The organism is Methylobacterium currus (assembly GCF_003058325.1).
Classification (GTDB): Bacteria; Pseudomonadota; Alphaproteobacteria; order Rhizobiales; family Beijerinckiaceae; genus Methylobacterium; species Methylobacterium currus.
Map to the genome: position 1 here is coordinate 1,912,314 of NZ_CP028843.1, position 22,430 is coordinate 1,934,743.

Genomic DNA, 22,430 nt, shown 5'->3' on the forward strand with positions numbered 1-22,430 from the left:
GTAACCACCCGGGAGGCGGCCCGCATGGCGATCCAGGCCCTGATCTTCGACGTCTTCGGCACCCTGCTCGACTGGCACGGCGGCGTCGCCCGGGAGGCGGCGCGGATCCTGGCGCCGTTCCGGCCCGACCTCGACGGGGGCGCCTTCGCGCGGGCCTGGCGCGACCGCTACCAGCCCGGCATGGAGCCGATCCGCCAGGGCGCCCGCCCGTATACCGATCTCGACACCCTGCACGGCGAGAGCCTGGAGGGCGTGCTGGCGGGCTTCGGCCTCGCCGAGGCGGTGCCGGCCGAGGCGCGCCGCGATCTGGTCCTCGCCTGGCACCGGCTCGATGCCTGGCCGGAGGTGCCCGACGCCCTGACGCGGTTGCGCGAAAAATACCTGCTGGCGCCCTGTTCCAACGCGCATGTGCGGCTCGCCATCGCGCATGCCCGCCGCAACCGCCTGCCCTGGGACGCGGTGCTCGGGGCCGAGTTCGCCCAGGACTACAAGCCGAAGCCCGCCGTCTACCTTCGCGCCGTCGAGGCGTTGCGGCTCCGGCCGGACGAGGTGATGATGGTGGCGGCCCATTCCTCCGACCTCGCGGCGGCGACCGCCTGCGGGCTGGCCACCGCCCATATCGCCCGGCCCGACGAGAGCGGCCCGGGCACCGGCGAGCCGGCGCCGCTGGTGCCTGTCGACTATGCGGCGTCCGATCTCGCCGACCTGGCGAGGCAGCTCGGCTGCTGAGACGAGAAAAGGCCCGCCTCCGGCGAGGAGGCGGGCCCTGAGGAGACCCTTCGTTCGGACGCCCTTAGTTCAGCAGGGCCTTCGCCGGCCGACGCTCGTCGGGCGCAACCGCCTGGTCGCCGATGAACAGGCCGGCGGGGCCGAGACGCACCGGCACCGTCTCGCCGTCATGGACGCGGCCGGCCAGGATCTGCTCGGCGAGCGGGTCCTGCACCGCCTTCTGGATCACGCGCTTGAGCGGGCGGGCGCCATAGGCCGAGTCGTAGCCCTTCTCGGCGAGCCAGGCGCGGGCGTCGGGCTCGATCTCGAGGGTGATCTTGCGCTCCTCGAGGAGCTTGGCGAGGCGCCCGAGCTGGATGTCGACGATCGCCCCCATCTCCTGCCGCTGGAGGCGGTGGAACAGGATGATCTCGTCGACCCGGTTCAGGAATTCCGGCCGGAAGTGCGACCGCACCACCCCCATCACGTCGTCCCGCACCACGTCGGTGTCCTGGCCCTCCGGCTGGTTCACCAGGTATTCCGAGCCGAGGTTCGACGTCATGACGATGAGCGTGTTGCGGAAGTCGACCGTCCGCCCCTGCCCGTCTGTGAGCCGTCCGTCGTCGAGCACCTGAAGCAGGACGTTGAACACGTCCGGATGCGCCTTCTCGATCTCGTCGAACAGCACGACCTGGTAGGGCCGGCGCCGCACGGCTTCGGTCAGCGCCCCGCCCTCCTCGTAGCCGACATAGCCCGGAGGCGCGCCGATCAGGCGGGCCACCGCGTGCTTCTCCATGTACTCGGACATGTCGATGCGCACGAGGGCCGTGTCGTCGTCGAACAGGAAGCCGGCCAGCGCCTTGGTCAGCTCGGTCTTGCCGACGCCGGTGGGGCCGAGGAACATGAACGAGCCGATCGGCCGGTGCGGATCCTGGAGACCGGCGCGGGCGCGCCGGACGGCCGTCGCCACCGCCACCACCGCCTCGGTCTGGCCGACGACGCGCTTGGCCAAGGCCGCCTCCATCCCGAGCAGCTTCTCGCGCTCGCCCTCCAGCATCTTGTCGACCGGCACGCCCGTCCAGCGCGACACCACCCCGGCGATGTGGCTCGGCGTCACCGCCTCCTCCATCATCCCCGAGCCGTTGCCGCGCGAACCGTCGGCGCCGCGGGCCTCGATCTCGGCGAGCTCGCGCTCGAGCCCCGGGATGATGCCGTAGGCAAGCTCGCCCGCCTTCTGGTACTGGCCCTGGCGCTGCGCCGCCGCGAGGTCGTTCCTCGCCTCGTCGAGCTTCTTCTTCAGGTCCGCCGCACGGCCGAGCTTGTCCTTCTCGGCCTTCCAGCGCGCGGTGATCGAGGCCGACTGCTCCTCGAGGTCGCCGAGCTCCTTCTCCAGCCGCACCAGACGGTCGCGGGAGGCCGAATCGGTCTCCTTCTTCAGCGCCTCGGCCTCGATCTTCAGCCGCACGATCTCACGGTCGATGCTGTCGAGTTCCTCCGGCTTCGAATCGACCTGCATGCGCAGGCGCGAGCCCGCCTCGTCGACGAGGTCGATCGCCTTGTCGGGCAGGAAGCGGTCGGTGATGTAGCGGTTGGACAGGGTCGCGGCCGCGACGAGGGCCGAGTCCTGGATCCGCACGCCGTGATGCTGCTCGTACTTCTCCTTGATGCCGCGCAGGATCGAGACCGTGTCCTCGACGGTCGGCTCGGAGACGAAGACCGGCTGGAAGCGCCGGGCGAGCGCCGCGTCCTTCTCGACATGCTTGCGGTACTCGTCGAGCGTGGTCGCGCCGACGCAGTGCAGCTCGCCGCGCGCCAGCGCAGGCTTCAGGAGGTTCGAGGCGTCCATCGCCCCGTCCGCCTTGCCGGCCCCGACCAGCGTGTGCATCTCGTCGATGAACAGGATGATCTGGCCTTCCGCGGCCGTGACCTCGGACAGCACGCCCTTCAGGCGCTCCTCGAACTCGCCGCGGTACTTCGCGCCGGCGATCAGCGCGCCCATGTCGAGGGCGAGGAGCTGCTTGTCGCGAAGCGATTCCGGCACGTCGCCGTTGACGATGCGCAGGGCCAGGCCCTCGACGATGGCGGTCTTGCCGACGCCGGGCTCGCCGATGAGGACCGGGTTGTTCTTGGTGCGCCGCGACAGCACCTGGATGGTGCGGCGGATCTCCTCGTCGCGGCCGATCACCGGGTCTAGCTTGCCCTCGCGGGCCGCCTCGGTGAGGTCGCGGGCGTATTTCTTCAGGGCGTCGTAGGCGTTCTCGGCCGTGGCGTTGTCGGCGGTGCGGCCCTTGCGCAGGGCATTGATGGCGCCGTTGAGCGAGGCCGCGGTGACGCCCGCCGCCGCCAGGATCTTGCCGGCCTCGGTGTCCTTCTCGACGGCCAGCGCCAGCAGCAGGCGCTCCACCGTGACATAGGAATCGCCCGCCTTCTCGGCCGCCTTCTCGGCGGTGTCGAACAGGCGCATCAGCTCGCGGGTCGCCTGCGGCTGCGAGGCGCCGCCCGACACCTTCGGCTGCTTGGCGAGCCAAGCCTCGGTCTGCGCCAGCGCGACGCGCGACTGGCCGCCGGCCCGGTCGATCAGGCCCGCGCACAGGCCCTCGGGATCGTCCAGCAGCACCTTCAGCACGTGGGCCGGCGCCAGCTGCGGATGCCCCTCGCGCAGGGCCAGAGCCTGCGCCGATTGCACGAAGCCCCGCGCCCGCTCGGTGTATTTCTCGAAATTCATGCGTTCGCTCCTCCTTGGCCGGTCCTCCCGCCCTCGTGGCGAGGCGATGGGGGACCGAAGGGTTGCCCTCGCGCGTCGGCCGCGCGCCGGGCGCCGGCCCTTTCAGGAAGCAACCGGCCTTCTGCATGTGGTGTGACATATCGGTAACACAAGGGGGCGGCGCCACGAATTGCGGGGCGGAGGCATGCGGCCGGGGGATGCCTCGATCGAAAGCGTGGCCGAGCCTGCTCCGCCCGATGTTCAGGGGCCCGGAATTCCGCTACCCACGGGTCATGACGCAGGCCGCTCTCACCGTCACCGCCCTTCACCGCTACCCCGTGAAGGGTCTCTCGCCCGAGCCCCTGGCCTCGGCGGCGCTCGAGCCCGGCGGCTATTTCCCGGGCGACCGTCTGTTCGCGGTCGAGAACGGCCCGAGCGGCTTCGATCCCGCTTCTCCGGTGCATCAGCCCAAGATCAAGTACCTGATGCTGATGCGCAACGAGGCCCTGGCGCGCTTGCGGACGGTCTATGACGACGCCACCGGCATCCTCGTCATCCGCGACGGCGGGCGCGAGGTGGCGCGCGGCGACCTCGCTACGCCCGAGGGGCGGCTCGCCATCGAAGCGTTCTTCCGCCGCTTCGTCCCGAAGGAGCTGCGCGGTCCCCCGAAGGTTCTGACCGCGCCGGAGGGCTACCGCTTCACCGATTCGCGCAGCGGCTTCGTCTCGCTGATCAACCTGGCGAGCGTGGCGGCGGTCGAGGACATGGTCGGGGCGCCGGTGGACCCGCTGCGCTTTCGCGGCAACCTCCACGTCACCGGGCTGCCGGCCTTCGCCGAGCTCGACCTCGTCGGGGCCGAACTCGCCACGGAGGCGGGCCTGCGCCTGACAGTGACGAAGCGCATCGTGCGCTGCGCCGCCACCAACGTCGACCCCGCCACCGGCGAGCGCGATCGCGCGATCCCGGAGGCTCTGCAGAAGGCTCTCGGCCACGCCGATTGCGGCATCTATGCCGAGGTGGTGGCGGGGGGCGAAGTGCGGGAAGGGGATGTGCTGCGGGTGGTGCGCTGACCGGGGCCGACGGCCGGCTCAGCGCCGCGACGGCAGCCAGTCCGGCTCCGGCTCCTGGCGCGGCAGCACCGCCGCCACGGCGTCGAGGTCGACCGTGTAGCTGTCGGTGAGCAGGCGCCAGAGGTCCTGGCGGCTGGCCGCGCGATGGCTCAGCGAGGTGACCGTCGCGACGAGCAGGGACGGGTTGGTGAGGGCGGGACGCGGCAGGAGCGAATCGGCGAGGCGCATCGTTGGGAGATCCGGTGGACCCTCCACAGAATGCTCGCATCGTGGTTAACCTTGGGTAAAGCTGGATCGGCGTGGGCCGGCGCCGCCTCCGTCATCGAACCGTCGCGGGCCGGGGCCAGAACCCGGCGGCTGACGGGCGCGCGGCCGCCGCACCGGACGGTCCATCCATGCGATTTCGGTGTGACACGCCGCACGATGATGCGTAGAACCCCGCGCCGTCCCTAGCCGCGCGCCGCGGCCCAACATTGCCCCGGCCACGCGCCGCGGCCCCAACCTTGCCCCGGCCGCGCGCCGTGGGCCGAGCTTGCGAGAGGAAACCCGCCACGATGAGCGATTCCGGAGCGGACAAGGCGCCCGACGTGCAGCTGCCCAACGTTCATGTGCGGGCCGAGGTGCTGGTCCAGGCGCTGCCGCACATGCAGCGCTACGACGAGGAGGTCGTGGTCATCAAGTATGGCGGCCACGCCATGGGCGACCGCGCCGCGGCGGAGGACTTCGCCGAGGACATCGTGCTCCTCGAGCAGTCGGGCCTCAAGCCGGTGGTGGTCCATGGCGGCGGGCCGCAGATCGGCCGCATGCTCGACCGGCTCGGCATCAAGTCCGAGTTCCGCGAGGGCCTGCGCGTCACCGACGAGGCCACCGTCGAGGTGGTCGAGATGGTCCTGGCCGGCTCGATCAACAAGCAGATCGTCGGCTGGATCTCGGCCGAGGGCGGCAAGGCGATCGGCCTGTGCGGCAAGGACGGCAACATGGTGCGGGCGCGCCGCGCCGCCCGCACGGTGACCGATCCCGATTCGCATATCGAGCGTCACGTCGATCTCGGCCTCGTCGGCGAGCCCGAGCATGTCGACCGCACGGTGCTCGACGCGGTGCTGAAGGCCGAGCTGATCCCCGTCCTTGCCCCCGTGGCGGTGGGCGGCGACGGCCAGACCTACAACGTCAACGCCGACACCTTCGCGGGCGCCATCGCCGGGGCGATGCGGGCCAAGCGCCTGCTGCTGCTGACCGACGTGCCGGGCGTGCTCGACAAGAACAAGAAGCTGATCCCGGAACTCTCAATCGAAGATTGCCGCCGGCTCATCGCCGACGGGACCATCACGGCCGGCATGATCCCGAAGATCGAGACCTGCATCTACGCGCTCGAGCAGGGCGTCGAGGCGGTGGTCATCCTGGACGGCAAGGTGCCGCACGCGGTGCTGCTCGAGCTGTTCACCGATTACGGCGCCGGCACGCTGATCCGCCGGTCGTAACGACGGTCCCACCGGGCGGCCGGACGAGGCCGCCCGATTCACACGCCCGTTCTTTGATCTTCCCTTCCGCCCCGCCTCGCTTATCTTGGTTGCCCGGGGCCGTGGGGCCCCCGTCCGCCGGATCGTCCCTTGCTCCTGCCAGGCGAGAGCCACCTCACCGCTCCCGAGGCTCGCGGCTTCTCCGGGATCGACACCTGGGTGTTCGACCTCGACAACACGCTCTATCCCCACGACGCCCGCGTCTGGCCGCAGGTCGACGAGCGCATCACCCTCTACGTCATGAACCTGTTCGGGCTCGACGGGATCTCGGCGCGGGCGCTGCAGAAATACTTCTATCACCGCTACGGCACGACGCTCCGCGCGCTGATGGCCGAGTGGAAGATCGACCCCTACGAGTTCCTCGACTTCGCCCACAACATCGACCACTCGGGCATCGCGCTCGACCCGGGCCTCGGCGTGGCGATCGAGGGCCTGCCCGGCCGCAAGCTGATCCTCACCAACGGCTCGCGCCGGCACGCCGAGAACGTGGCGAAGAAGCTCGGTATCCTCGACCATTTCGAGGACGTGTTCGACATCGCGGCGGCGGACTTCGTGCCCAAGCCCGAGCGCACGGCCTATGAAAAATTCCTCGACCGCCACGGCGTCGACCCGACCCGCTCGGCGCTGTTCGAGGATATCGCCAAGAACCTCGTCGTCCCGCACGATCTCGGCATGGCGACGGTGCTGGTGGTGCCGCGCACCATCGATCCGTTCCGCGAGAGCTTCGAGCAGGAGGCGGTGCGCGCCCCCCATATCGACCACATCACCAACGACCTCGCGGGCTTCCTGACCGACCGGGTCGCCCCGGCGCTGGCGGCGTGAGCACGGACGAGCCGGACGGGCAAGACCCGGACGGGCAAGACCCGGCCGCGAACGACCCGGCCGAGAAAGACCCGGCCGAGATCTGGGGCCGGCGCATCGGCCGCGGCCTCGGGGCCGTGGCGCTCGTGGTCCTGGCCTGGCTGCTCGGCCGGCAGCTGCACCTGTGGTGAGTCACGAACCAGGGATCCGCATGTCCGAAACCGACTGGAGCACTCTCCGGGCCCCCGACCTCGCCGCCATCGAGGCCCTGGCGGAGGCCGCCTTCGCGCGCCTGCCGGAGGCATTCCGCGCCCTGTGCGAGGGCGTGGTGATCCGGGTCGAGGAGTTTCCCGACGAGGAGACTCTCGCGGAGATGGGATGCGAGAGCGAGTTCGACCTCCTCGGCCTGTTTCGCGGCACCGGCCTGGCACAGGGGGGCGGCGCCCTGAACCTCGCCACCGGGCAGTTTCCCAACATGGTCTGGCTCTACCGCCGTCCCCTGCTCGATTACTGGGCCGAGCACGACGAGACCCTCGGCCACCTCGTCGCCCACGTGCTGGTGCACGAGATCGGCCATCATGTCGGGCTCTCCGACGACGACATGGCGGCGATCGAGGCGGCGGCCGAGGCGTGAGGCGGCCGCCGACGGGCCTTCCCGCCGCATGGGGCCTTAGGCCGAGGAGCTAAGCCTGCCGGCGTGCGATCCGAACCGGCCTAGCCAGGACGCCCTAGAACAACCCCCGGTCGTACGACTATCCCGTTCCCATCTAAATATTTGACAATATTGAAATCTTCAAAGAAATGCGGCGCCCTGCGCGTCACGGAATGCTTCGGGGCAGTATAACCGTGAGGCGATTGCCGGGACCGGGTCTGCTTCGTATCGGCGGTGGACCGACGACCCGGCTGGCTCCCGATCCCGACATGTCCGCACAGATCACTTTCGATCCCGTCCGCGTGGAGACCGGCAGCACCGATTGCGAGGGCCGCCTGGCCTATCGCGACGGCTGCCTGATCGGGGTCCTGACCCTGCTCGACCCGGACTTGCACGATGAGCTGGGCATCGGCCGCCGCTGGTACCTGGAAGCCGGGTTCGGGCACGTCGCCGGCGTGCCGCACGCGCCCACCTTCCCGAGCCTCGACGAGGCCCGTGCCTGGCTTCGCGACCGGACGGACGGCCTCGTGCTGCGCGGCCTGGCGGCTTTGCCGCAGGTCACGCCGCACTGCGCGGCGGCAGGGCACTCGCCTTCGGCCTGCTGGTCCGAAACTGGCCCCGCTCCGCTGCGATGAACACCAGCACCACTACCGTGACGCTGGTGAACCACCAGCTCGCGGTGGTGCCGATGCCGAGGCAGGTGGAGGCGAAGGCGGTGGCGGCGGTGGCCATCGCGCCCGGGGTCAGCACCGGATGCTCGCGTCCGGAATGGCGGATGCCGTTCCACAGCACGAAGGCCGCTGCGAAGGCGCCGACGATCCCGAGCTCGTACCAGATCTCGAACAGCAGCGAGGCCGGGGCGTTGACCGGCAGCATGCCGATCGCCTTGCCGCGGAGGGCCGTCTCCAGGCCGTGGCCGGTGATCAGCCGCAGGGGCTCGGTCGTCACCACCCGCTGCCAAGCCTTCAGGGACAGGATCATGGGGTGAAGCGGCCCGAGCAGCGGCGTCAGCAGGGGCCGCAGCAGGAAGGGCAGCAGGGGCGCCAGGGCGACGAGGCCCGCGGCGAGACCGGCCGTGACCCGCACGCCGAGGCCCTGGCGCCAGGCCGTGAGCGCGAAGGCCGCCGCGCCGCAACCGAGGGCGAGGAGCGGCACCGGCCCCGGAGCCAGCACCAGCGCGAGCGCCACCACCACGGCGAGGCCGAGCGCCTCCATGTCGCGGCGGCGTGAGCGCAGCCAGGCGGCGCTGGGCCAGAGCAGCAGGGCGAGCAGCATCGCGCCGCGCTCCAGCGCGCTGTCATCCTCGAAGCCGCCCCGCAGGACGGCGCCGCTGAACAGCCCGAGCAGCACCGCCCCGATCGCCGCGATGCCGACGCCGAGGGGCAGGAGGTAGAGGTTGGCCGAGCGCATCCGGTCCGGCAGCGCGAGGTAGCCCGCTATCGTCAGCCCCACCGTGGCGGCGAGGTTGAGCAGGCGCTCGCTCGCCGGGCCCGGGAACGGCGTCCAGACCAGCGACAGGGCGCACCAGCCGAGCAGCAGGCCTCCGGCCAGGATCGCCCGCGCGCCGCCGAGGCGCGACAGCCCCGCCCCGAGGGGGCGTTGCGCGCCGTCGAGGACGGCGGCGATGATCAGCAGCACGATGCCGATCGGCGCCAGGATCACCACGCTGCGCCGCGACACCAGGGCGGTGATCGGGATCACCACCGTCAGGCCGAAGAAGGCGAGGCGGCGCAGGAGCGCCGCCGCATCGACGGCGGGATCGGAGGTGTGCGACGTCGCGCGCGGCATGGCAGCCAATCCGGATGACGGCGCCGAAACGGGGCCGTTCTCCCTCCTAGTCGAGACGGCGCCCCGTGGGCTGTAGATGGGGCGCAACACTGAGGGCGGGCGCGGGCCAGGAGCGCCGCAGGGCGTCGTGAATCAGCGCTTTAGCGCGCCCGCCACGTCCTCCTCCGTCACCGCCTCCAGGGGCTTGCCCACCTTGCAGGCGCGCGAGCGCTCACCCGGAATCATGACGAGGATCACCGTCTCGGTGCCCGGGCAGGCCGGGTCGGCGCAGACGATCTCGTTGACGGTGAGCGTCACCTCGGGGCCGAAGCCGCCGAGCCGGCGGGCGATCTCGGCCACCCGGGCCCGGGCGGCGGCATCCGGCGACGGACGCTTCCGGAAGGCGCCAAGGAGGCCCATCGGCCTAGCGCGGCAGGCTGAGGAGGCCGGCCTGGCCGTCGGCGCAGCCGAAGGCGAGGTGCTCGCCGCCGGAATGCCAGCTCATCGCCGTCACGGCGCTGCCCCGTACCGCCGGGCGCACCAGCAGCTCGGAGGCGTCGGTGAAGCGGATCAGCAGCACGCAGCCATCCTCGTAGCCTGCCGCCAGGACCGGGGCCTTGGGGTGGAACGCCACCCGCGAGACCCGGGCCGGACGCACGCCGCATTCCCGCGGCGCCTTGCCGGTCGGCCCTTCCTTCGAGTCGAACGGCCAGACGATCACGGCTTCCGCGCCGCTCGTCGCCAGCCAGTCCCCGTCCGAGGACCAGGCATACGAGCGCACCTTGGCCGGGTAGCCGGTCATCCGCATGTGGCCGCGGTCGGGTTGCAGGCGCCAGCCGTGCAGGGCGTTCTCCTGCATGGTGGTGATGACGAAGCGCCCGTCCGTCGACCAGGTCACGTCGATGTGCGAGCCCTTCCAGGTCAGGGCCTCGGGGGCTGTGTCGAGGTTCGGGTACCACAGGGTGGCGCCGCCGTAATGCGCCACTGCCAGCCGGTAGCCCTTGGGCGCGAAGGCGAGGCCGCGGGCGGTCGAGGGCGCCTCGAAGGTCTTTTCGCGGCCCTTGGCGTCGCGGGCGACGACGCGCTTGCCCGCCGCATAAGCGATGCCGCCGTCGGGATGCAGCGCCAGCGCGTCGATCCAGGCGCCGCCCTTGGCCGTCGCGATCTCCTCGGCGGTCCCATCGGCCTTGGTCGCGACGACCCTGCCGTCGTCGCCGCCGGTGACGAGGCGCTTGCCGTCGCCCGCGGCCACCAGGATGCCGGCCTCCGGATGGGCCGCGACCCGGGTGGTCCCACCGTCCTCGGCCACGAGCAGCACCGCCCCGTCGCCGAGCGCCAGGGCGAGCTGCCGGCCGAGCCAGTGCGCCGCGATGACATGGGCGCCGGCCGCGATCTCGGTGACCTGCTGGGTGAGGGAGGGGGCGGCGGTGGCGCTCATCGCTCTTCCTGTGAACCTCGTGATGCGGGCCCGGGCCTCTCACACGGGGCCTGCCGGCGCAAGGCCGGGCGCAGTTCCGGCCTGGATTAACCGGTCCTCCCGCAGGGTTAAGGCTTCGCTCACCAAACTCCGTCAATTCGATGGATCCGGCTCGAACACGGCCGAGGTTCCGGTGGTTCTTCCCTCGAACCGTCGCCGGAGCGCCCGAAGGCGGACCGGCGGTCCCCTCACCGTCCTGGAGCGAGTTGCGTCATGATCCAGTCTGCCTTTGCGGCGATGGTGCCGCCCGCTGCCCTCCCTTGCGAGACGGTGCTGGTGGTCGAGGACGAGGCGATGGTCTGCGAGATCGCCGCCGAGGCCCTGGCGGACGAGGGATACCGCGTGCTCACCGCGTCCGACGCCGTCGAGGCCGGCCGCATCCTGCAGGCCGAGCGGGTCGACATGCTGTTCACCGACATCGACCTCGCCCGCAACACCAACGGGATGGCGCTCGCCCGCGACGCGCGGCGCCACTGCCCGCGCCTGCCGGTCGTCTACACCTCGGGCGGCCGCCACACGCTGGGCGACGGCGAGGCGGTGACCGGCTCGGTCTTCGTGCCCAAGCCCTACCGCCCGAGCCAGATCGTGGCGCTCGCCAACCGCATCCTCGGACACTGACACCCCTTCTGCCGGAGCCCCACGCCCATGCGACCGCCCTTCGTCCTGTCCGGTCTTCTGGCCCTCATCCTCGCCGGCCACGCCCTCACGGCGGGCGCCAAGGATGCGCCCGCACCTGCGGCTCCGGCGACGGCGCCCGCCCCGAGCCCGACCTGCGACATCGTCGCCCTGCGTCTCGAGGACGTGATCGCCAAATCGGCCGAGCTGCAGCGCTCCGCCAATGCGCAGACGGTGCGCGACCTGCGCACCCTGCGCGACGCCGCCGTGGTCCTGGACGCTTACAAGCACCCGGAGGTCTGCGCCCAGGTTCTGGCCGTCCTGCGCGGGTTGGCCGCCAACCCCGAACGGGCGATCGACCAGAGCGGCGACACCGACGAGGAGAAGGCCGAGGCGGTCGAGAAGGCCCGCACGCCCAAAGCTCCCGAGAAGTCTCCCGAGAAGGCACCTGAGATCAAGGCGAAGTAGAGCCCAGGACAGGAGACGGGATAATATGGCAAGCGGGCCTGCCGGCTTCGCCGGGCAGCCCGGTAACAGATTGGAATTCCTCTGAGTTTCGCGGGCGGCCTTGATCCCGTCCGGTCCTCTCGCTAGTTCGTTCCTGCTGGCGGCCCGGGATCGTCCCGGGGCATGCCGGCTTTGTCCGACGAACAGGAGCGAGAGCCGGGAAGGCGTCGCGCCGACGCCCGCAGGGGCGGACGGTCCGCGCGCGAATGGCTGTTTGGCGCTCGCCGTCCCAGAGGAGTCGCACGACGTGCTCACGCAAGGCTTGCCCAGGTCTCAGGCCAGCTTCTCCCGGGCCCGCATCGGCCGCCTCGCGGCCCTGTTGTGCCTCGCCCTGTCGCCGCTCGCCGCGACGGCCCAGGCGGCGGAGGGCCAAGCCACCGTGACGCCCGCCGCCGTCAGCCAGCCCGCCGCCCCGCCGCTGCGGGTGGAGCTGAACAAGCTCGAGACCGCCGGCGAGGCCTGCAAGGCGATGCTGATCGTCGAGAACGGCAAGGGCGGCGCGATCCGCTCGCTGCGCCTCGACCTCTATGCCTTCGATCCGGACGGCATCGTGCAGAAGCGCAGCATGGTCGAGCTCGGCCCCGTGCCGGCGCGCAAGACGGCTCTCCGCCAGTTCGAGATCTCCCCCACCCCCTGCGCCCAGGTCGGCCGGGTGCTGCTCAACGACGTGGCTTCCTGCGAGGGCAAGGACATCTCGGGCCAGGACCTGAGCCGCGAAGCCTGCCTGGAGCGCATCGAGCCCTCCTCCGCCAAGGGCGCCGCGCCGTTCGTGCGCTGACCGCCTCTCTTCTTTCCTTTCTTCCGGAGACCGCCGAGATGGATCCGACCACCGCGCCCGCCGCGGCCGCAGGCCACGACTTCTCCTTCCTCGGCCTCTTCCTGCAGGCCGACCCGATCGTGAAGGGGGTGATGATCCTCCTGATCCTGGCCTCGCTGGTCTCCTGGACGATCATCATCGAGAAGCTGGTGCGCCTCGCCGGCGCCCGGCGCCAGGCCCGGGCCTTCGGGCGCCTCGTCGCCACCGGCGGCATGCCGGAGGCGCGCTCGGGGATCAGCGCCCGGGTGGTGGCCGCCGCCCAGGAGGCCTGGCGCGATCAGGACCCGACCGAGACCCGCGCCGAGCGCCGCGAGCGCATCGAGCGCGCCATGCGGGCCGCCCTCACCCTCGACATCAAGCGGCTGCAGATCGGCCTGCCCTTCCTGGCGAGCGCCGGCTCGGCGGCGCCGTTCATCGGCCTGTTCGGCACGGTCTGGGGCATCATGAACTCGTTCTCGTCGATCGCGAAGAGCCAGGACACCAGCCTCGCGGTGGTGGCGCCGGGCATCGCGGAGGCGCTGTTCGCCACCGCGATCGGCCTCGTGGTCGCGATCCCCGCGGTGCTGGCCTACAACAAGTTCTCCAGCGACCTCGCCAAGGTGCAGGCGGCCTTCGTCGCCGGCATCGGCACCCTCGGCAACCGGCTGGCGCGCGACCGCAGCCACCATGCCCGCAGCGCCGCTGCCGAGTAAGCGACGTCCAGGATACGTTTCTTCCCGTTCAACGCGTAGAGAGCCCCTGCCCCGCTAGGGCAGGCGGCCGGAGGCCCGCCAGATGGGTATGGGACCGGTGCAGGCCGGCGCCGGCGACGAGGATGGCTTCGACGCCGCGCCGATGTCCGAGATCAACGTCACCCCGATGGTGGACGTGATGCTGGTGCTGCTGATCATCTTCATGGTCGCGGCCCCGCTGATGACCGTCGGCGTGCCGGTGCAGCTGCCGAAGACCGCCGCCGCCAAGACCTCCGAATCGAAGAAGCCGGTGGTGGTCTCGGTCGACAAGGACGGCCAGGCCTTCCTCGCCAAGGAGCCACTGCCGGCCGACAGCGCGCTTGCCCGCCTGAAGGCGGCGGCCGCCGAGGATCCGGGCCAGACCGTGCTGGTGCGCGGCGACAAGGACGTGCCCTACGGGCGTGTCATGGAGGTGATGGGCCTCGTCGGCCAGGCCGGCTTCGCCAAGGTCTCGCTGATCGCCAACGCGCCCTCGGGCGGGGCGGCGCCCGCCCCGGCGGCCCCCCGGTAAGCCGATGAGCCACACCCTGACGACCGACGGGCCGGAGCCGCGCGAGCCGGGGACGGGCCTCGGCCTCGCCTTCCTGGTGGCGCTCGCCCTGCATGCCGGCGGCCTCTTCGCCCTGACCTACTGGCGCAGCCCTCCGGCCCCGCCCGGCGAGAACGAGATCGCCATCGATCTCGCGCCGGACATGGCGGCGATCGACGTGCCGAACCAGGCGAACGACGTCGAGGCCGCGCCGACGCCCACCGACACGACCGAGCCGACGACCGTGCCGACGGCCGAGCCCCCGTCCGACACCGTGCCGGTCGAGACTCCGCCGCCGCCGGACACGAAGATGGAGGAGGCGCCGCAGGAGACCCCGGTCGAACAGGCCCCGGCCGAGGCGGTGCCGATGGAGAAGCCGCCCGAAGCGGTGGAGGCGGTGCAGGAGCCCGAGGAGCAGGTCGTCACCTCGACCAACCCGGAGGCGCCGGCCGCCGTGGTGGCGAAGCCCGTGCAGGAGCCGAAGCCGGTTCCGAAGCCCGTGCCGAAGCCGGTGGCCAAGCCGAAGCCGGTCGAGAAGCCCAAGCCCGTCGAGAAGCCGGTCGAGGCGAAGAAGCCGGCGCCGAAACCCGTGCGCGACGTCAAGCGCGACGCTCCGAGAGCCGCAGAGCGCAACATGGAGGCCGCCCGCCAGCGCCGCGCCGCGGCCTCCGCCTCGCAGATGAACCAGGGCGGGGCCTCCGCCGCCGCGAGCGCCAACGCCGCCCGGGCGTGGGGCGCGATGGTGCGCGGGGTGATCCAGAGCCGGGCCCGCAGCGCCGGCGGGGCGAGCGGCACCGCGACGGTCCGTTTCACCGTGTCCCGGTCCGGCCGGGTGCTGGGCGCCTCGCTCGCCAGCAGCAGCGGCAACGGCGCCCTCGACGCCGCGGCCGTGGCGGCCGCCTCCGGCAGCCTGCCGCCGGCGCCGGCCGAGTTCGCGGGCGCACAGCAGAGCTTCACCCTGCCGGTGCGGTTCAACTGAGGGTTTGCCTGACCCTCTGGATGCGATGACCATCCTTCCTCGTGATTCCGGGGCTCGCCGAAAGGCGAGAGCCCGGAATCCATGAAGATTGACGACGCGGAACGAGGCGGTATGCATTCCGCTCCATCCTCTATCGTCAGCGTTCATGGATCCCGGGTTCCACTGTGCTGCCCCGGGACGACGCAGAGGACATGACATCTTCCGGAGATCAACAGGCAGGCCCACCCACGTCGTCTTGTTCCAGCGTCACATCTCCGGATCCGCCGCCGCTTCCAGCCGGCCGGACTTGATCGCGTCCAGGAACAGCCGGTGGTCCTCCGCGTTGCGGTCGCCATAGGCGTGGGCCCAGTCGGCCAGGGCCTCGCGGAAGGCGGCGTGGCGGTCGCGACCGCAATAGCCTGCGATGGCGGCGGCGTCGCCGGTGCGGGCATGGGCCCGGGCCAGCAGCGCGCCGTAGGCCCAGGAAAAGTAGACGAGCGGCTGCCCGCGCATGCAGGCGACCGGAATCTCGCCCTTCATGTTCTTCATCTGGCGGACGTAGAACGGACGGCCGTCAATGGTGGTCCAGCCGAGGAGCGGGTCGCCAACCGCCTGGAGCAGGCGCTGCCCATAGATTACCCGCTCGCCCTCGTGCGAGGCGTAGGGCTCGGGCATGCCGGCGACGTAAGGCGCGTGGGCGGGGCGCACCGCCTCCTTGACCTGGAGGAAGAGCACGTCCTGGTCCGAGTTGCCGCAGAGCAGCGCGACATACGCCCTCGTGCCGACGCTGCCGACGCCGACGACCCGGTGGGCGACGTCGACGACGTGGTAGCGGCTCAGCATGAACCGGCGCTCCCGCGGCAGGGTCTCGGCATAGCGCTCGAGCCCCGCGGTCACCGCCTCGCGGGTGTCGGCATCGACCCAGGTCAGGATCGGCGGGTCGTTCCGGAAGCGCCAGCCGCCATCGACCCGGCGCTCGCCGACCCGGGCGAGCAGGCTCTTGTTGTGGCGCTTGCGCGCCTTCTCGACTGCCCGCTCCACCACGGCGCGGGATTCGTCGTCGATCGCGATGCCGCTGAAATCCAGCTCCTCGGCCCGCGCCGCCCGGTGCCAGACGTCGAGCGGGCCCTGGGGCGCCAGCTCGGTCATGGTGTGCTGGTACCCGTAGACCGCAGCGATCACCGCCTCGCGGCGCTCCGCCTCCGGCACGTCGAGGTCGCGGGCGGCGACCGCGATGCTGGCGCAGAGCCGCTTCAGGTCCCATTCCCAGGGGCCGATCGTGACCTCGTCGAAGTCGTTGAGGTCGAGCACGATGTCGCGCTGGGGCGTGCCGAACAGGCCGAAATTCGAGATGTGGGCGTCGCCGTTCATCACCACGTCGATGCCGCTCGTCGGCGTGCGGGCGAGGTCCCAGGCCATCACGGTGGCGGCGCCGCGCAGGAAGGCGAAGGGCGAGCTCGCCATCCGGGCGACGCGCAGCGGGATCAGCCGCGCCTGGCGCCCTCCTTGAGCCGCCTCGATCAGCTGCACCGGATCGGGCCGGTCCTTCGGGGCGGGCACCGGGCCGTGGCTGTCATGCGGGACCTTGATGCGCAGGGCCTTGCCGGCGGCGCGGCGCTTCTCCCAAGGCTCGCCGGGCGTGCGCAGGTGGATATGGGGGAAGTCGGCCAGGGGCTCCAGCACGACGTCCTCGGCCTCGGCCGCGACCGCCTCGGCCGCGGACTCCTCGGGCTGTCTGTCGGGATTGGCTCTGTCCATGGGGCGCAGCTCGTCGGCGGCCTCGATCCGGGATTCCCCTGGCCGGGATGACCCTCGCCGGGGTCACCCTTGCAGGGATGTCCCTGACCGCGATCGGGATCAACCTTGGCCGTGGACGATCGTTCCGGGCACCGGATGAAAAGCCGGCGCCGGACGTGTCGCCCCGTCAGCCCTGCTGGTCGCGGGCCTCCTGGATCCGATGCAGGAACTCGGCCGCCTCCTCGCCGCGCCGGTCCGGATCGTCGCAAGGACGGCGCAGGATCAGCCGGCCGTCGCGGGCGGTCACCTCGTCGGACAGTGGCATCGCGGCCGGCGCGCAGCCGGGGCGGAAATCGACCGCGAGGCCCTGCGGCCCGCCGGTGAGGCGGGCGATGCCGAGAGAGAGGCAGGCGACCCGCAGGTGAGCGAGGGCGAACAGCGCCCGCACGCCCTTGGGCAGCGGCCCGAACCGGTCCTCGACCTCGCCGCGCAGCGCCTCGACCTCCTCCGCACTGCCCAGGCGCAGGAGGCGTGTGTAGAGGCTCAGGCGCAGCTCGGGCTCCGGCACGTAATCCTGCGGCACGTCGCCGGCGAGGCCGAGATGGATCTCCGGCGCCCAATCCTCCGCCGGTTCGCCCTTGGCGGCGCGCAGGGCCAGTTGCAGCAGGTGCTGGTAGAGGCCGAGCCCGATCAGCTTGACGTGTCCGGCCTGGTTCTCGCCGACGAGGTCACCGGCCCCGCGCAGATCCAGGTCGCGGGCGCTGATGGCGAAGCCCGCGCCGAGGCGGTCGAGGGCCTCCAGCGTGCGCAGGCGCTTCTCGGCCGCCGGAGGCAGGGTGCGGTCGGGCCGGGTCAGCAGGTAGGTGACGCCCCGGCGCTGGCCGCGGCCGACCCGGCCGCGCAGCTGGTGCAGCTGGGCGAGGCCGAAGCGCTCGGCATCGTGGACCAGCATGGTGTTCGCCCGCGGCACGTCGAGCCCGCTCTCGATGATCGAGGTGGCGAGGAGCACGTCGCCCTCGCCGTCGGCGAAGCGCACCATGATCTCGTCGAGTTCCGCCGGCTTCATCTCGCCATGGGCGACGACCGTCTCCAGCTCCGGCACCAGCCGCTTCAGCCGCTCGGCCATCGGGCCGATCTCCTCGATGCGCGGGCAGACCACGAAGCTCTGGCCGCCCCGGCCCTTCTCGCGCATCAGCGCCGCCCGCACCGTGTCGTCGTGGAGCGGCGTCAGCATCGTGCGGATCGGCTGGCGCACCGCCGGCGGCGTCGCGATGACGCTGAGCGACTTGAGGCCGACCAGGGCCGATTGCAGGGTGCGGGGAATCGGCGTCGCGGTCAGGGTCAGCACGTGGGCGTCGCCCGCCATGCTCCGCAGGCGCTCCTTCAGGGCGGCGCCGAAGCGCTGCTCCTCGTCGATCACCACGAGGCCGAGATCGGCGAAGGCGACGCCCTTCCCGGCGAGCGCGTGGGTGCCGATCACGAGGCGGATCGAGCCGTCGGCGAGGCCCTGGCGCACGCGCCTGGCCTCCGCCGGCGCGGCGAGGCGCGAGAGCTGCGCCACCCCGATGCCGAAGCGGGAGAAGCGCCGCTCGAAGGTGCGCAGGTGCTGGCGCACCAGCACGGTCGTCGGCGCCACCACGGCGACCTGCTTGCCGGCGAGCAGAGCCGCGGCGGCGGCCCGCAGGGCCACCTCGGTCTTGCCGAAGCCGACATCGCCGCAGACCAGCCGGTCCATCGGCCGCTCGCCGGCGAGATCGGCGAGCGCCCCGTCGACGGCCTTCGCCTGGTCGGGGGTAAGCGGGAAGCCGAAGCCGGCGCCGAACCGCTCCATCTCGCGCTCCGGCGGCACCAGGGCCGGGGCGCTGGCCTCGCGGCGCTGCTCCGCCGCCTCCAGCATGGCGCGGGCGGCCCGTGCCAGGCCCGCCTCGGTGGTGAGTCGCCGCTTCGCCCAGGTCCCGCCCTCGAGCGTGTCGAGGGTGACCGCCTCCTCCTCCGAGCCGTAGCGCCAGATCCGGTCGGCCTGGGCCACCGGCACCATCAGGATCGCCTCGTGGGCGAAGCGCAGGCGCAGGGCCTCGGTGCTGCCGCCGTCGCCGGTGGCGATGCGCTCCAGCCCCTCGAACACGCACAGCCCGTGGTCGCCGTCGACCGCGACGTCGCCGACGCGCAGGTCCACCTCGCCCATCGGCAGGATCACCGGCTGCCCGGCGCTCGCGCGGACGGAGCTGCCGCCATAGACGTCCGGGGCGGCGACCACGGTCGTGGCGAGGTCCGGCACCCGGAAGCCGGCATCGAGGGGTGCCGCCAGGGCCACGATCTCGCCGGCCCTGGCGGCGACGGCCTCTTCCCAGTCGGCGACCGGGCGGACGCTGCGTTCCGCCGCCCGGGCGGCCTGGCGGGACAGGCGCTTGAGCCCGGTCGGGTCGCCGGCCAGCACCACGCGCTCGCCGGCCTTGAGGCGATCGCGCAGGTAGACCGAGAAGGCCGCGCCCGGCCGGCGCTCGCGCAGGAAGGACGGCACGGCGATGGACTCGGCGTCCGCGTCGCTCGCGACCGCCAGCTGGCGGGCCTCGCGGGTCTCCCGCCACTCGGCGGGGGTCAGGTAGAGCGGCACCGCCTGGCCGCGGGTCGCGGCCTCCGCCGCACGTCCCTCGGCGATCTGCTCGAAGAACGCCTCGGCGCGGCCCTCCGCCCCGGCCTCGACCACCAGGCGGGCGTCCGGCACGTAGTCGAGCACCGTGACGAGCCGGCCGTAGAGGGTGGGCAAAAGATGCTCCTGGCCGGTGAAGGGCCGCAGGCGCACGGGCGAGTCCGGCGCCAGGACGATCTCCGTCGCCGGGTCGACCACCAGGGTCCCGATCTCGTCGAGGGAGCGCTGCGAGACCGGATCATAGGTGCGGATCGCCGTGACCGTGCCGCCGTCATGCTCGATCCGGCAGGGCCGGGGCGCGGCGGCCGGGAACACGTCGATGGTCCGGCCACGCACCGCGACCTCGCCGGGCTCGTCGACCCGGTCGTCGAGGATGTAGCCGAGGCGCTGCAGCTCCGCCGCCAGCCGGGCGGGATCGAGGGCGTCGCCGGCCTTGATCTCGACCCGGGCCCCGGCCCAGGTCGCGGGCGGCGGCACCCGCTGGATCAGGGCCGGGGCGGTGGTGAGAAGGATGTCCGGCAGGTTCCCGGCATCGGTGAGCCAGCGCAGCACGCCGGCCCGCGCCCCCATCGTGCCGCGGGAAGGGGAGGCACGGTCGAAGGGCAGGCAGTCCCATTCCGGGTAGACCGCGACGCCGAGGCCGGGCGCCAGCCCGCGCAGCAGGGCGGCGACCTCCTCCAGCCGGCGGGCCTCGCGGGCGACGTGGATCAGGGGGCGGCCCCGGTCGCGCAGGCCGAGCAGCGCCACCGCGAGGGCCCCGGGCGGCACCAGCGGCGCCACGCCCTCCTCGGATTCCCCCTTCGCGCGCCGGCTCACCTTGCGCTTCGCCATCGGCCCCCACTCCTGTTCTCGCGGCCAGCCAACGCCCGGCGGCTGCGACGGGTCCGGTCAAGGCTGTCGCATGCACAGGAATGATGTGGGGGAGTACCGGGAAAGCCGCCGTCTCCGGCCTGGAACGGGGTGGAGGACGGGGCGATCGTCCCCGGGACCGAACGCGTCCTATCCGAGGGCCGGGATCAGCCTCCCGACATCCGGTGCGCGCATCGCCGCCCCCATCACCGCCACGGCCGCGGCTCCGGCCTCGCGGCAGGCCGGCGCGGTCCCGGAATCGATGCCCCCGAGCGCCACCACCGGCACCACCCGGGCCGCCTCCCGCACCACCTCCAGCCCGAGCGCGGGCCCATAGCCGGGCTTGCTGGCGGTGAGGAAGATCGGGCTCAACGTCACGTAATCCGCCCCCGCCTCCCGCGCGGCCCTCACCTCCGCGAGGGAATGCGCGGAGACGCCGAGCAACGCCCCCTGCCCCAGCCGCGCCCGGGCCGGCGCCACGGCGGCGGCCCCGCCGAGCTGGACGCCCGCCGCCGCCACGAGCGCCGCCAGCTCCACGTCGCGCCCGATGGTCAGCGCCCCGCCGACCCGCGCCACGTGTCCGGCCAGGATCTCGGCCAGGCCCGAACGCTCCGGAGCCGGCAGGTCGCGGTCGCGCAGCCAGATCCAGCGGGCGCCGGCACCCAGGCAGGCGGCGACGCGGTCGGGCAGCGGCTCTGGGCAGCCGTGCCGGTCGGTGACGATCAGCAGACGGGCGGGCAGGCTCACGAGCCGACGAGGCCGAGCTGCGGGCTCGACGGCTCGGCCCGGGCGCGGCGCGGGATGCGGCCGGCGAGCGACGCCAGGCGGCCGGCCTCGACGGCGCGGCGCATGGCGCGGGCCATCCGCACCGGATCGTCGGCCTTGGCGACGGCGGTGTTGAGGAGGATCGCGGCGGCGCCGAGCTCCATCGCGATCACCGCATCGGAGGCGGTGCCGATGCCGGCATCGACGATCACCGGCACCGGCGAGCGCCGGCAGATCAGCTCGAGATTGGCCGGGTTGGCGACGCCCATCCCGGAGCCGATCAGCGAGCCCATCGGCATCACGGCGGCCGCGCCGAGATCGGCCAGGCGGCTGCACACGACCGGATCGTCGTTGCAATAGGGCAGCACGGTGAAGCCGGACTCGACCAGCTGGCGGGTGGCCTCGATCGTCTCGGCGACGTCGGGATAGAGCGTCTCGCGGTCGCCGATCACCTCGACCTTGATCCAGGTGGTGCCGAGCGCCTCGCGGGCCAGCTCGGCCGTCATCACGGCGTCGCGGGCGGTCTCGCAGCCGGCGGTGTTGGGCAGGAAGCGGGCGCCCTTCAGGCGCGCCACCGTGTCCGAGCCGTGGCCGTGGAGCGAGATGCGGCGGATCGAGACCGTCACCACCTCGGCGCCGCTCTCCCGCACCGCCTCGCTCATGATGGCCTGCGTCGGGTAGCCGGCGGTGCCGATGAAGAGGCGCGAGGACAGGGTCGTGCCGGCGATGACGAGCGGATCGTCGTGCAGGTCATCTTGGCTGTCGGTCATGAGATTCCTCCGGATGGCGTCGTTCGCGTGCTCGACCGGACCTGGCAACTCGTTCCGCCCGCGGCCTCAGGCCGAGTCCGGGCGATGCAGGGCTCCGGAGGCAGGATAGACCGGGCCTGCCCCGTCGCGGCCTGCATCCCGCTCAAGATGGGGATGCGCTGGGGTGCCGGCATCGGCCTGCATGACAAAAGGGCCGCGCCCCCTTTCGGAAACGCGGCCCTCGAAGACGTCCCGACGATCGTTTGAGATCAGGCCCGGCCGGTCCGGCGGCGGAGGCGGACGATCACCTCGACGCCGGCGATCTCCATGCCCTCGGGAGCCTGGGGCAGCGAGTCGACGGTGATGCCGCAATCCGGCATGTCGAGCACCTGGCCCTCCTCCTCCAGGAAGAAGTGGTGGTGCTCGCTCGGGTTGGTGTCGAAATAGGCCTTCGACCCGTCCAGCGCGAGCTGGCGCAGCAGGCCGGCCTCGGTGAACTGGTGCAGGGTGTTGTAGACCGTGGCGAGGGAGACCGGGACCTTGGCCCGCATCGCCTCGTCGTACAGCATCTCGGCGGTGAGGTGACGGTCACCCTTGCCGAAGAGCAGCCAGCCGAGGGAGAGGCGCTGCCGGGTCGGTCGCAGGCCGGCGCGGCGCAGACGATCCCGCAGCTCCGAGAGCGGGCAGCCGCGCCGCTGGCCGGCGGCGCCGGACTCGAGGGCCGGGACGCGGGCGCCGAGGACGGCGCGCAGGGGCGACAGATCGTTCATCAGCGGAACTAACGACTCGTTGGGCAGCGACAATGATACCGCTTGTTATAGGCCGCC

General features: G+C 72.2%; 23 protein-coding genes. 13 read left to right on the forward strand and 10 right to left on the reverse strand.

Features of this window, described 5'->3' with window-relative positions:
* Positions 1-24 precede the first annotated feature (24 nt).
* A complete protein-coding gene (locus DA075_RS08900; RefSeq protein WP_099952889.1) occupies positions 25-729 on the forward strand; it encodes a haloacid dehalogenase type II in 705 nt (234 codons plus the stop codon).
* A 64-nt stretch (positions 730-793) separates the two neighbouring features.
* On the opposite strand, the gene clpB is transcribed toward DA075_RS08900, so the two are convergent.
* Complete coding sequence (clpB, locus tag DA075_RS08905) at positions 794-3,433, reverse strand: ATP-dependent chaperone ClpB (protein WP_099952890.1); 2,640 nt, start codon at positions 3,431-3,433, stop codon at positions 794-796.
* A gap of 272 nt (positions 3,434-3,705) precedes the next feature.
* Between clpB and DA075_RS08910 the strand changes: the two genes are divergently transcribed.
* Entirely contained in the window at positions 3,706-4,482 is a 777-nt protein-coding gene (locus tag DA075_RS08910) for an MOSC domain-containing protein (RefSeq protein ID WP_099956501.1), read from the forward strand.
* Positions 4,483-4,500: 18 nt separating this feature from the next.
* Here the strand turns inward: DA075_RS08910 and DA075_RS08915 are convergent, their stop codons facing one another.
* Positions 4,501-4,710, reverse strand: a complete 210-nt coding sequence (locus DA075_RS08915) for a hypothetical protein (RefSeq protein ID WP_099952891.1) — start codon at positions 4,708-4,710, stop codon at positions 4,501-4,503.
* A gap of 326 nt (positions 4,711-5,036) precedes the next feature.
* On the opposite strand from DA075_RS08915, the gene argB reads away from it, so the two are divergent.
* From argB to DA075_RS37015, 5 genes are all read left to right on the forward strand, one after another.
* The gene (gene argB / locus DA075_RS08920) at positions 5,037-5,960 is read left to right on the forward strand and encodes an acetylglutamate kinase (RefSeq protein WP_099952892.1); all 924 of its coding nucleotides are present in this window, start codon (positions 5,037-5,039) and stop codon (positions 5,958-5,960) included.
* Positions 5,961-6,089: 129 nt separating this feature from the next.
* Positions 6,090-6,821: a pyrimidine 5'-nucleotidase gene (locus DA075_RS08925; protein WP_099952893.1), complete on the forward strand. Its 732-nt coding sequence runs from the start codon at positions 6,090-6,092 to the stop codon at positions 6,819-6,821.
* Positions 6,818-6,991: a hypothetical protein gene (locus DA075_RS36520; protein WP_164712269.1), complete on the forward strand. Its 174-nt coding sequence runs from the start codon at positions 6,818-6,820 to the stop codon at positions 6,989-6,991. Before DA075_RS08925 ends, DA075_RS36520 begins: the two co-directional genes overlap by 4 nt.
* A 20-nt stretch (positions 6,992-7,011) precedes the next feature.
* Positions 7,012-7,434, forward strand: coding sequence for a metallopeptidase family protein (locus tag DA075_RS08930; protein WP_099952894.1), 423 nt, complete (start codon positions 7,012-7,014; stop codon positions 7,432-7,434).
* A gap of 287 nt (positions 7,435-7,721) precedes the next feature.
* Complete coding sequence (locus DA075_RS37015; protein ID WP_174800076.1) at positions 7,722-8,087, forward strand: hypothetical protein; 366 nt, start codon at positions 7,722-7,724, stop codon at positions 8,085-8,087.
* Here DA075_RS37015 and DA075_RS08940 read toward each other — a convergent pair.
* From DA075_RS08940 to DA075_RS08950, 3 genes are all read right to left on the reverse strand, one after another.
* Positions 8,011-9,240: a peptide ABC transporter permease gene (locus DA075_RS08940; protein WP_099952895.1), complete on the reverse strand. Its 1,230-nt coding sequence runs from the start codon at positions 9,238-9,240 to the stop codon at positions 8,011-8,013. The genes DA075_RS37015 and DA075_RS08940 overlap by 77 nt on opposite strands.
* 132 nt (positions 9,241-9,372) lie before the next feature.
* Positions 9,373-9,639, reverse strand: a complete 267-nt coding sequence (locus DA075_RS08945) for a hypothetical protein (RefSeq protein ID WP_099952896.1) — start codon at positions 9,637-9,639, stop codon at positions 9,373-9,375.
* A 4-nt stretch (positions 9,640-9,643) separates the two neighbouring features.
* Entirely contained in the window at positions 9,644-10,657 is a 1,014-nt protein-coding gene (locus tag DA075_RS08950; RefSeq protein ID WP_099952897.1) for a WD40 repeat domain-containing protein, read from the reverse strand.
* A 252-nt stretch (positions 10,658-10,909) separates the two neighbouring features.
* Here DA075_RS08950 and DA075_RS08955 point away from each other — a divergent pair, with 252 nt between their 5' ends.
* The 6 genes from DA075_RS08955 to DA075_RS08980 all read left to right on the forward strand — a co-directional run bounded on the left by DA075_RS08955 (position 10,910) and on the right by DA075_RS08980 (position 14,874).
* Entirely contained in the window at positions 10,910-11,314 is a 405-nt protein-coding gene (locus DA075_RS08955) for a response regulator (protein WP_099952898.1), read from the forward strand.
* A 27-nt stretch (positions 11,315-11,341) separates the two neighbouring features.
* Positions 11,342-11,779 (forward strand): photosystem reaction center subunit H, encoded by a 438-nt coding sequence (locus DA075_RS36525; RefSeq protein WP_164712271.1) that lies wholly within the window; start codon positions 11,342-11,344, stop codon positions 11,777-11,779.
* 286 nt (positions 11,780-12,065) lie between these two features.
* On the forward strand, positions 12,066-12,596 hold the full coding sequence (locus DA075_RS08965) for a Tat pathway signal protein (RefSeq protein ID WP_099952900.1): 531 nt from the start codon (positions 12,066-12,068) through the stop codon (positions 12,594-12,596).
* A gap of 38 nt (positions 12,597-12,634) precedes the next feature.
* The gene (locus DA075_RS08970) at positions 12,635-13,327 is read left to right on the forward strand and encodes a MotA/TolQ/ExbB proton channel family protein (protein WP_099952901.1); all 693 of its coding nucleotides are present in this window, start codon (positions 12,635-12,637) and stop codon (positions 13,325-13,327) included.
* A gap of 82 nt (positions 13,328-13,409) precedes the next feature.
* The gene (gene tolR / locus DA075_RS08975; protein WP_099952902.1) at positions 13,410-13,877 is read left to right on the forward strand and encodes a protein TolR; all 468 of its coding nucleotides are present in this window, start codon (positions 13,410-13,412) and stop codon (positions 13,875-13,877) included.
* Between the two features lie 4 nt (positions 13,878-13,881).
* Positions 13,882-14,874: an energy transducer TonB family protein gene (locus tag DA075_RS08980; RefSeq protein ID WP_099952903.1), complete on the forward strand. Its 993-nt coding sequence runs from the start codon at positions 13,882-13,884 to the stop codon at positions 14,872-14,874.
* A gap of 246 nt (positions 14,875-15,120) precedes the next feature.
* Here the strand turns inward: DA075_RS08980 and DA075_RS08985 are convergent, their stop codons facing one another.
* The 5 genes from DA075_RS08985 to irrA all read right to left on the reverse strand — a co-directional run bounded on the left by DA075_RS08985 (position 15,121) and on the right by irrA (position 22,373).
* Entirely contained in the window at positions 15,121-16,611 is a 1,491-nt protein-coding gene (locus DA075_RS08985; protein ID WP_099952904.1) for a DUF2252 domain-containing protein, read from the reverse strand.
* A 166-nt stretch (positions 16,612-16,777) separates the two neighbouring features.
* Positions 16,778-20,071, reverse strand: coding sequence for a DEAD/DEAH box helicase (locus DA075_RS08990; protein ID WP_099952905.1), 3,294 nt, complete (start codon positions 20,069-20,071; stop codon positions 16,778-16,780).
* 168 nt (positions 20,072-20,239) lie between these two features.
* On the reverse strand, positions 20,240-20,836 hold the full coding sequence (locus tag DA075_RS08995) for a thiamine phosphate synthase (protein WP_099952906.1): 597 nt from the start codon (positions 20,834-20,836) through the stop codon (positions 20,240-20,242).
* Positions 20,833-21,624: a thiazole synthase gene (gene thiG / locus DA075_RS09000; RefSeq protein ID WP_099952907.1), complete on the reverse strand. Its 792-nt coding sequence runs from the start codon at positions 21,622-21,624 to the stop codon at positions 20,833-20,835. The genes DA075_RS08995 and thiG overlap by 4 nt, the downstream gene beginning before the upstream one ends.
* 248 nt (positions 21,625-21,872) lie before the next feature.
* A complete protein-coding gene (gene irrA / locus DA075_RS09005; protein WP_099952908.1) occupies positions 21,873-22,373 on the reverse strand; it encodes an iron response transcriptional regulator IrrA in 501 nt (166 codons plus the stop codon).
* Positions 22,374-22,430: the final 57 nt, after the last annotated feature.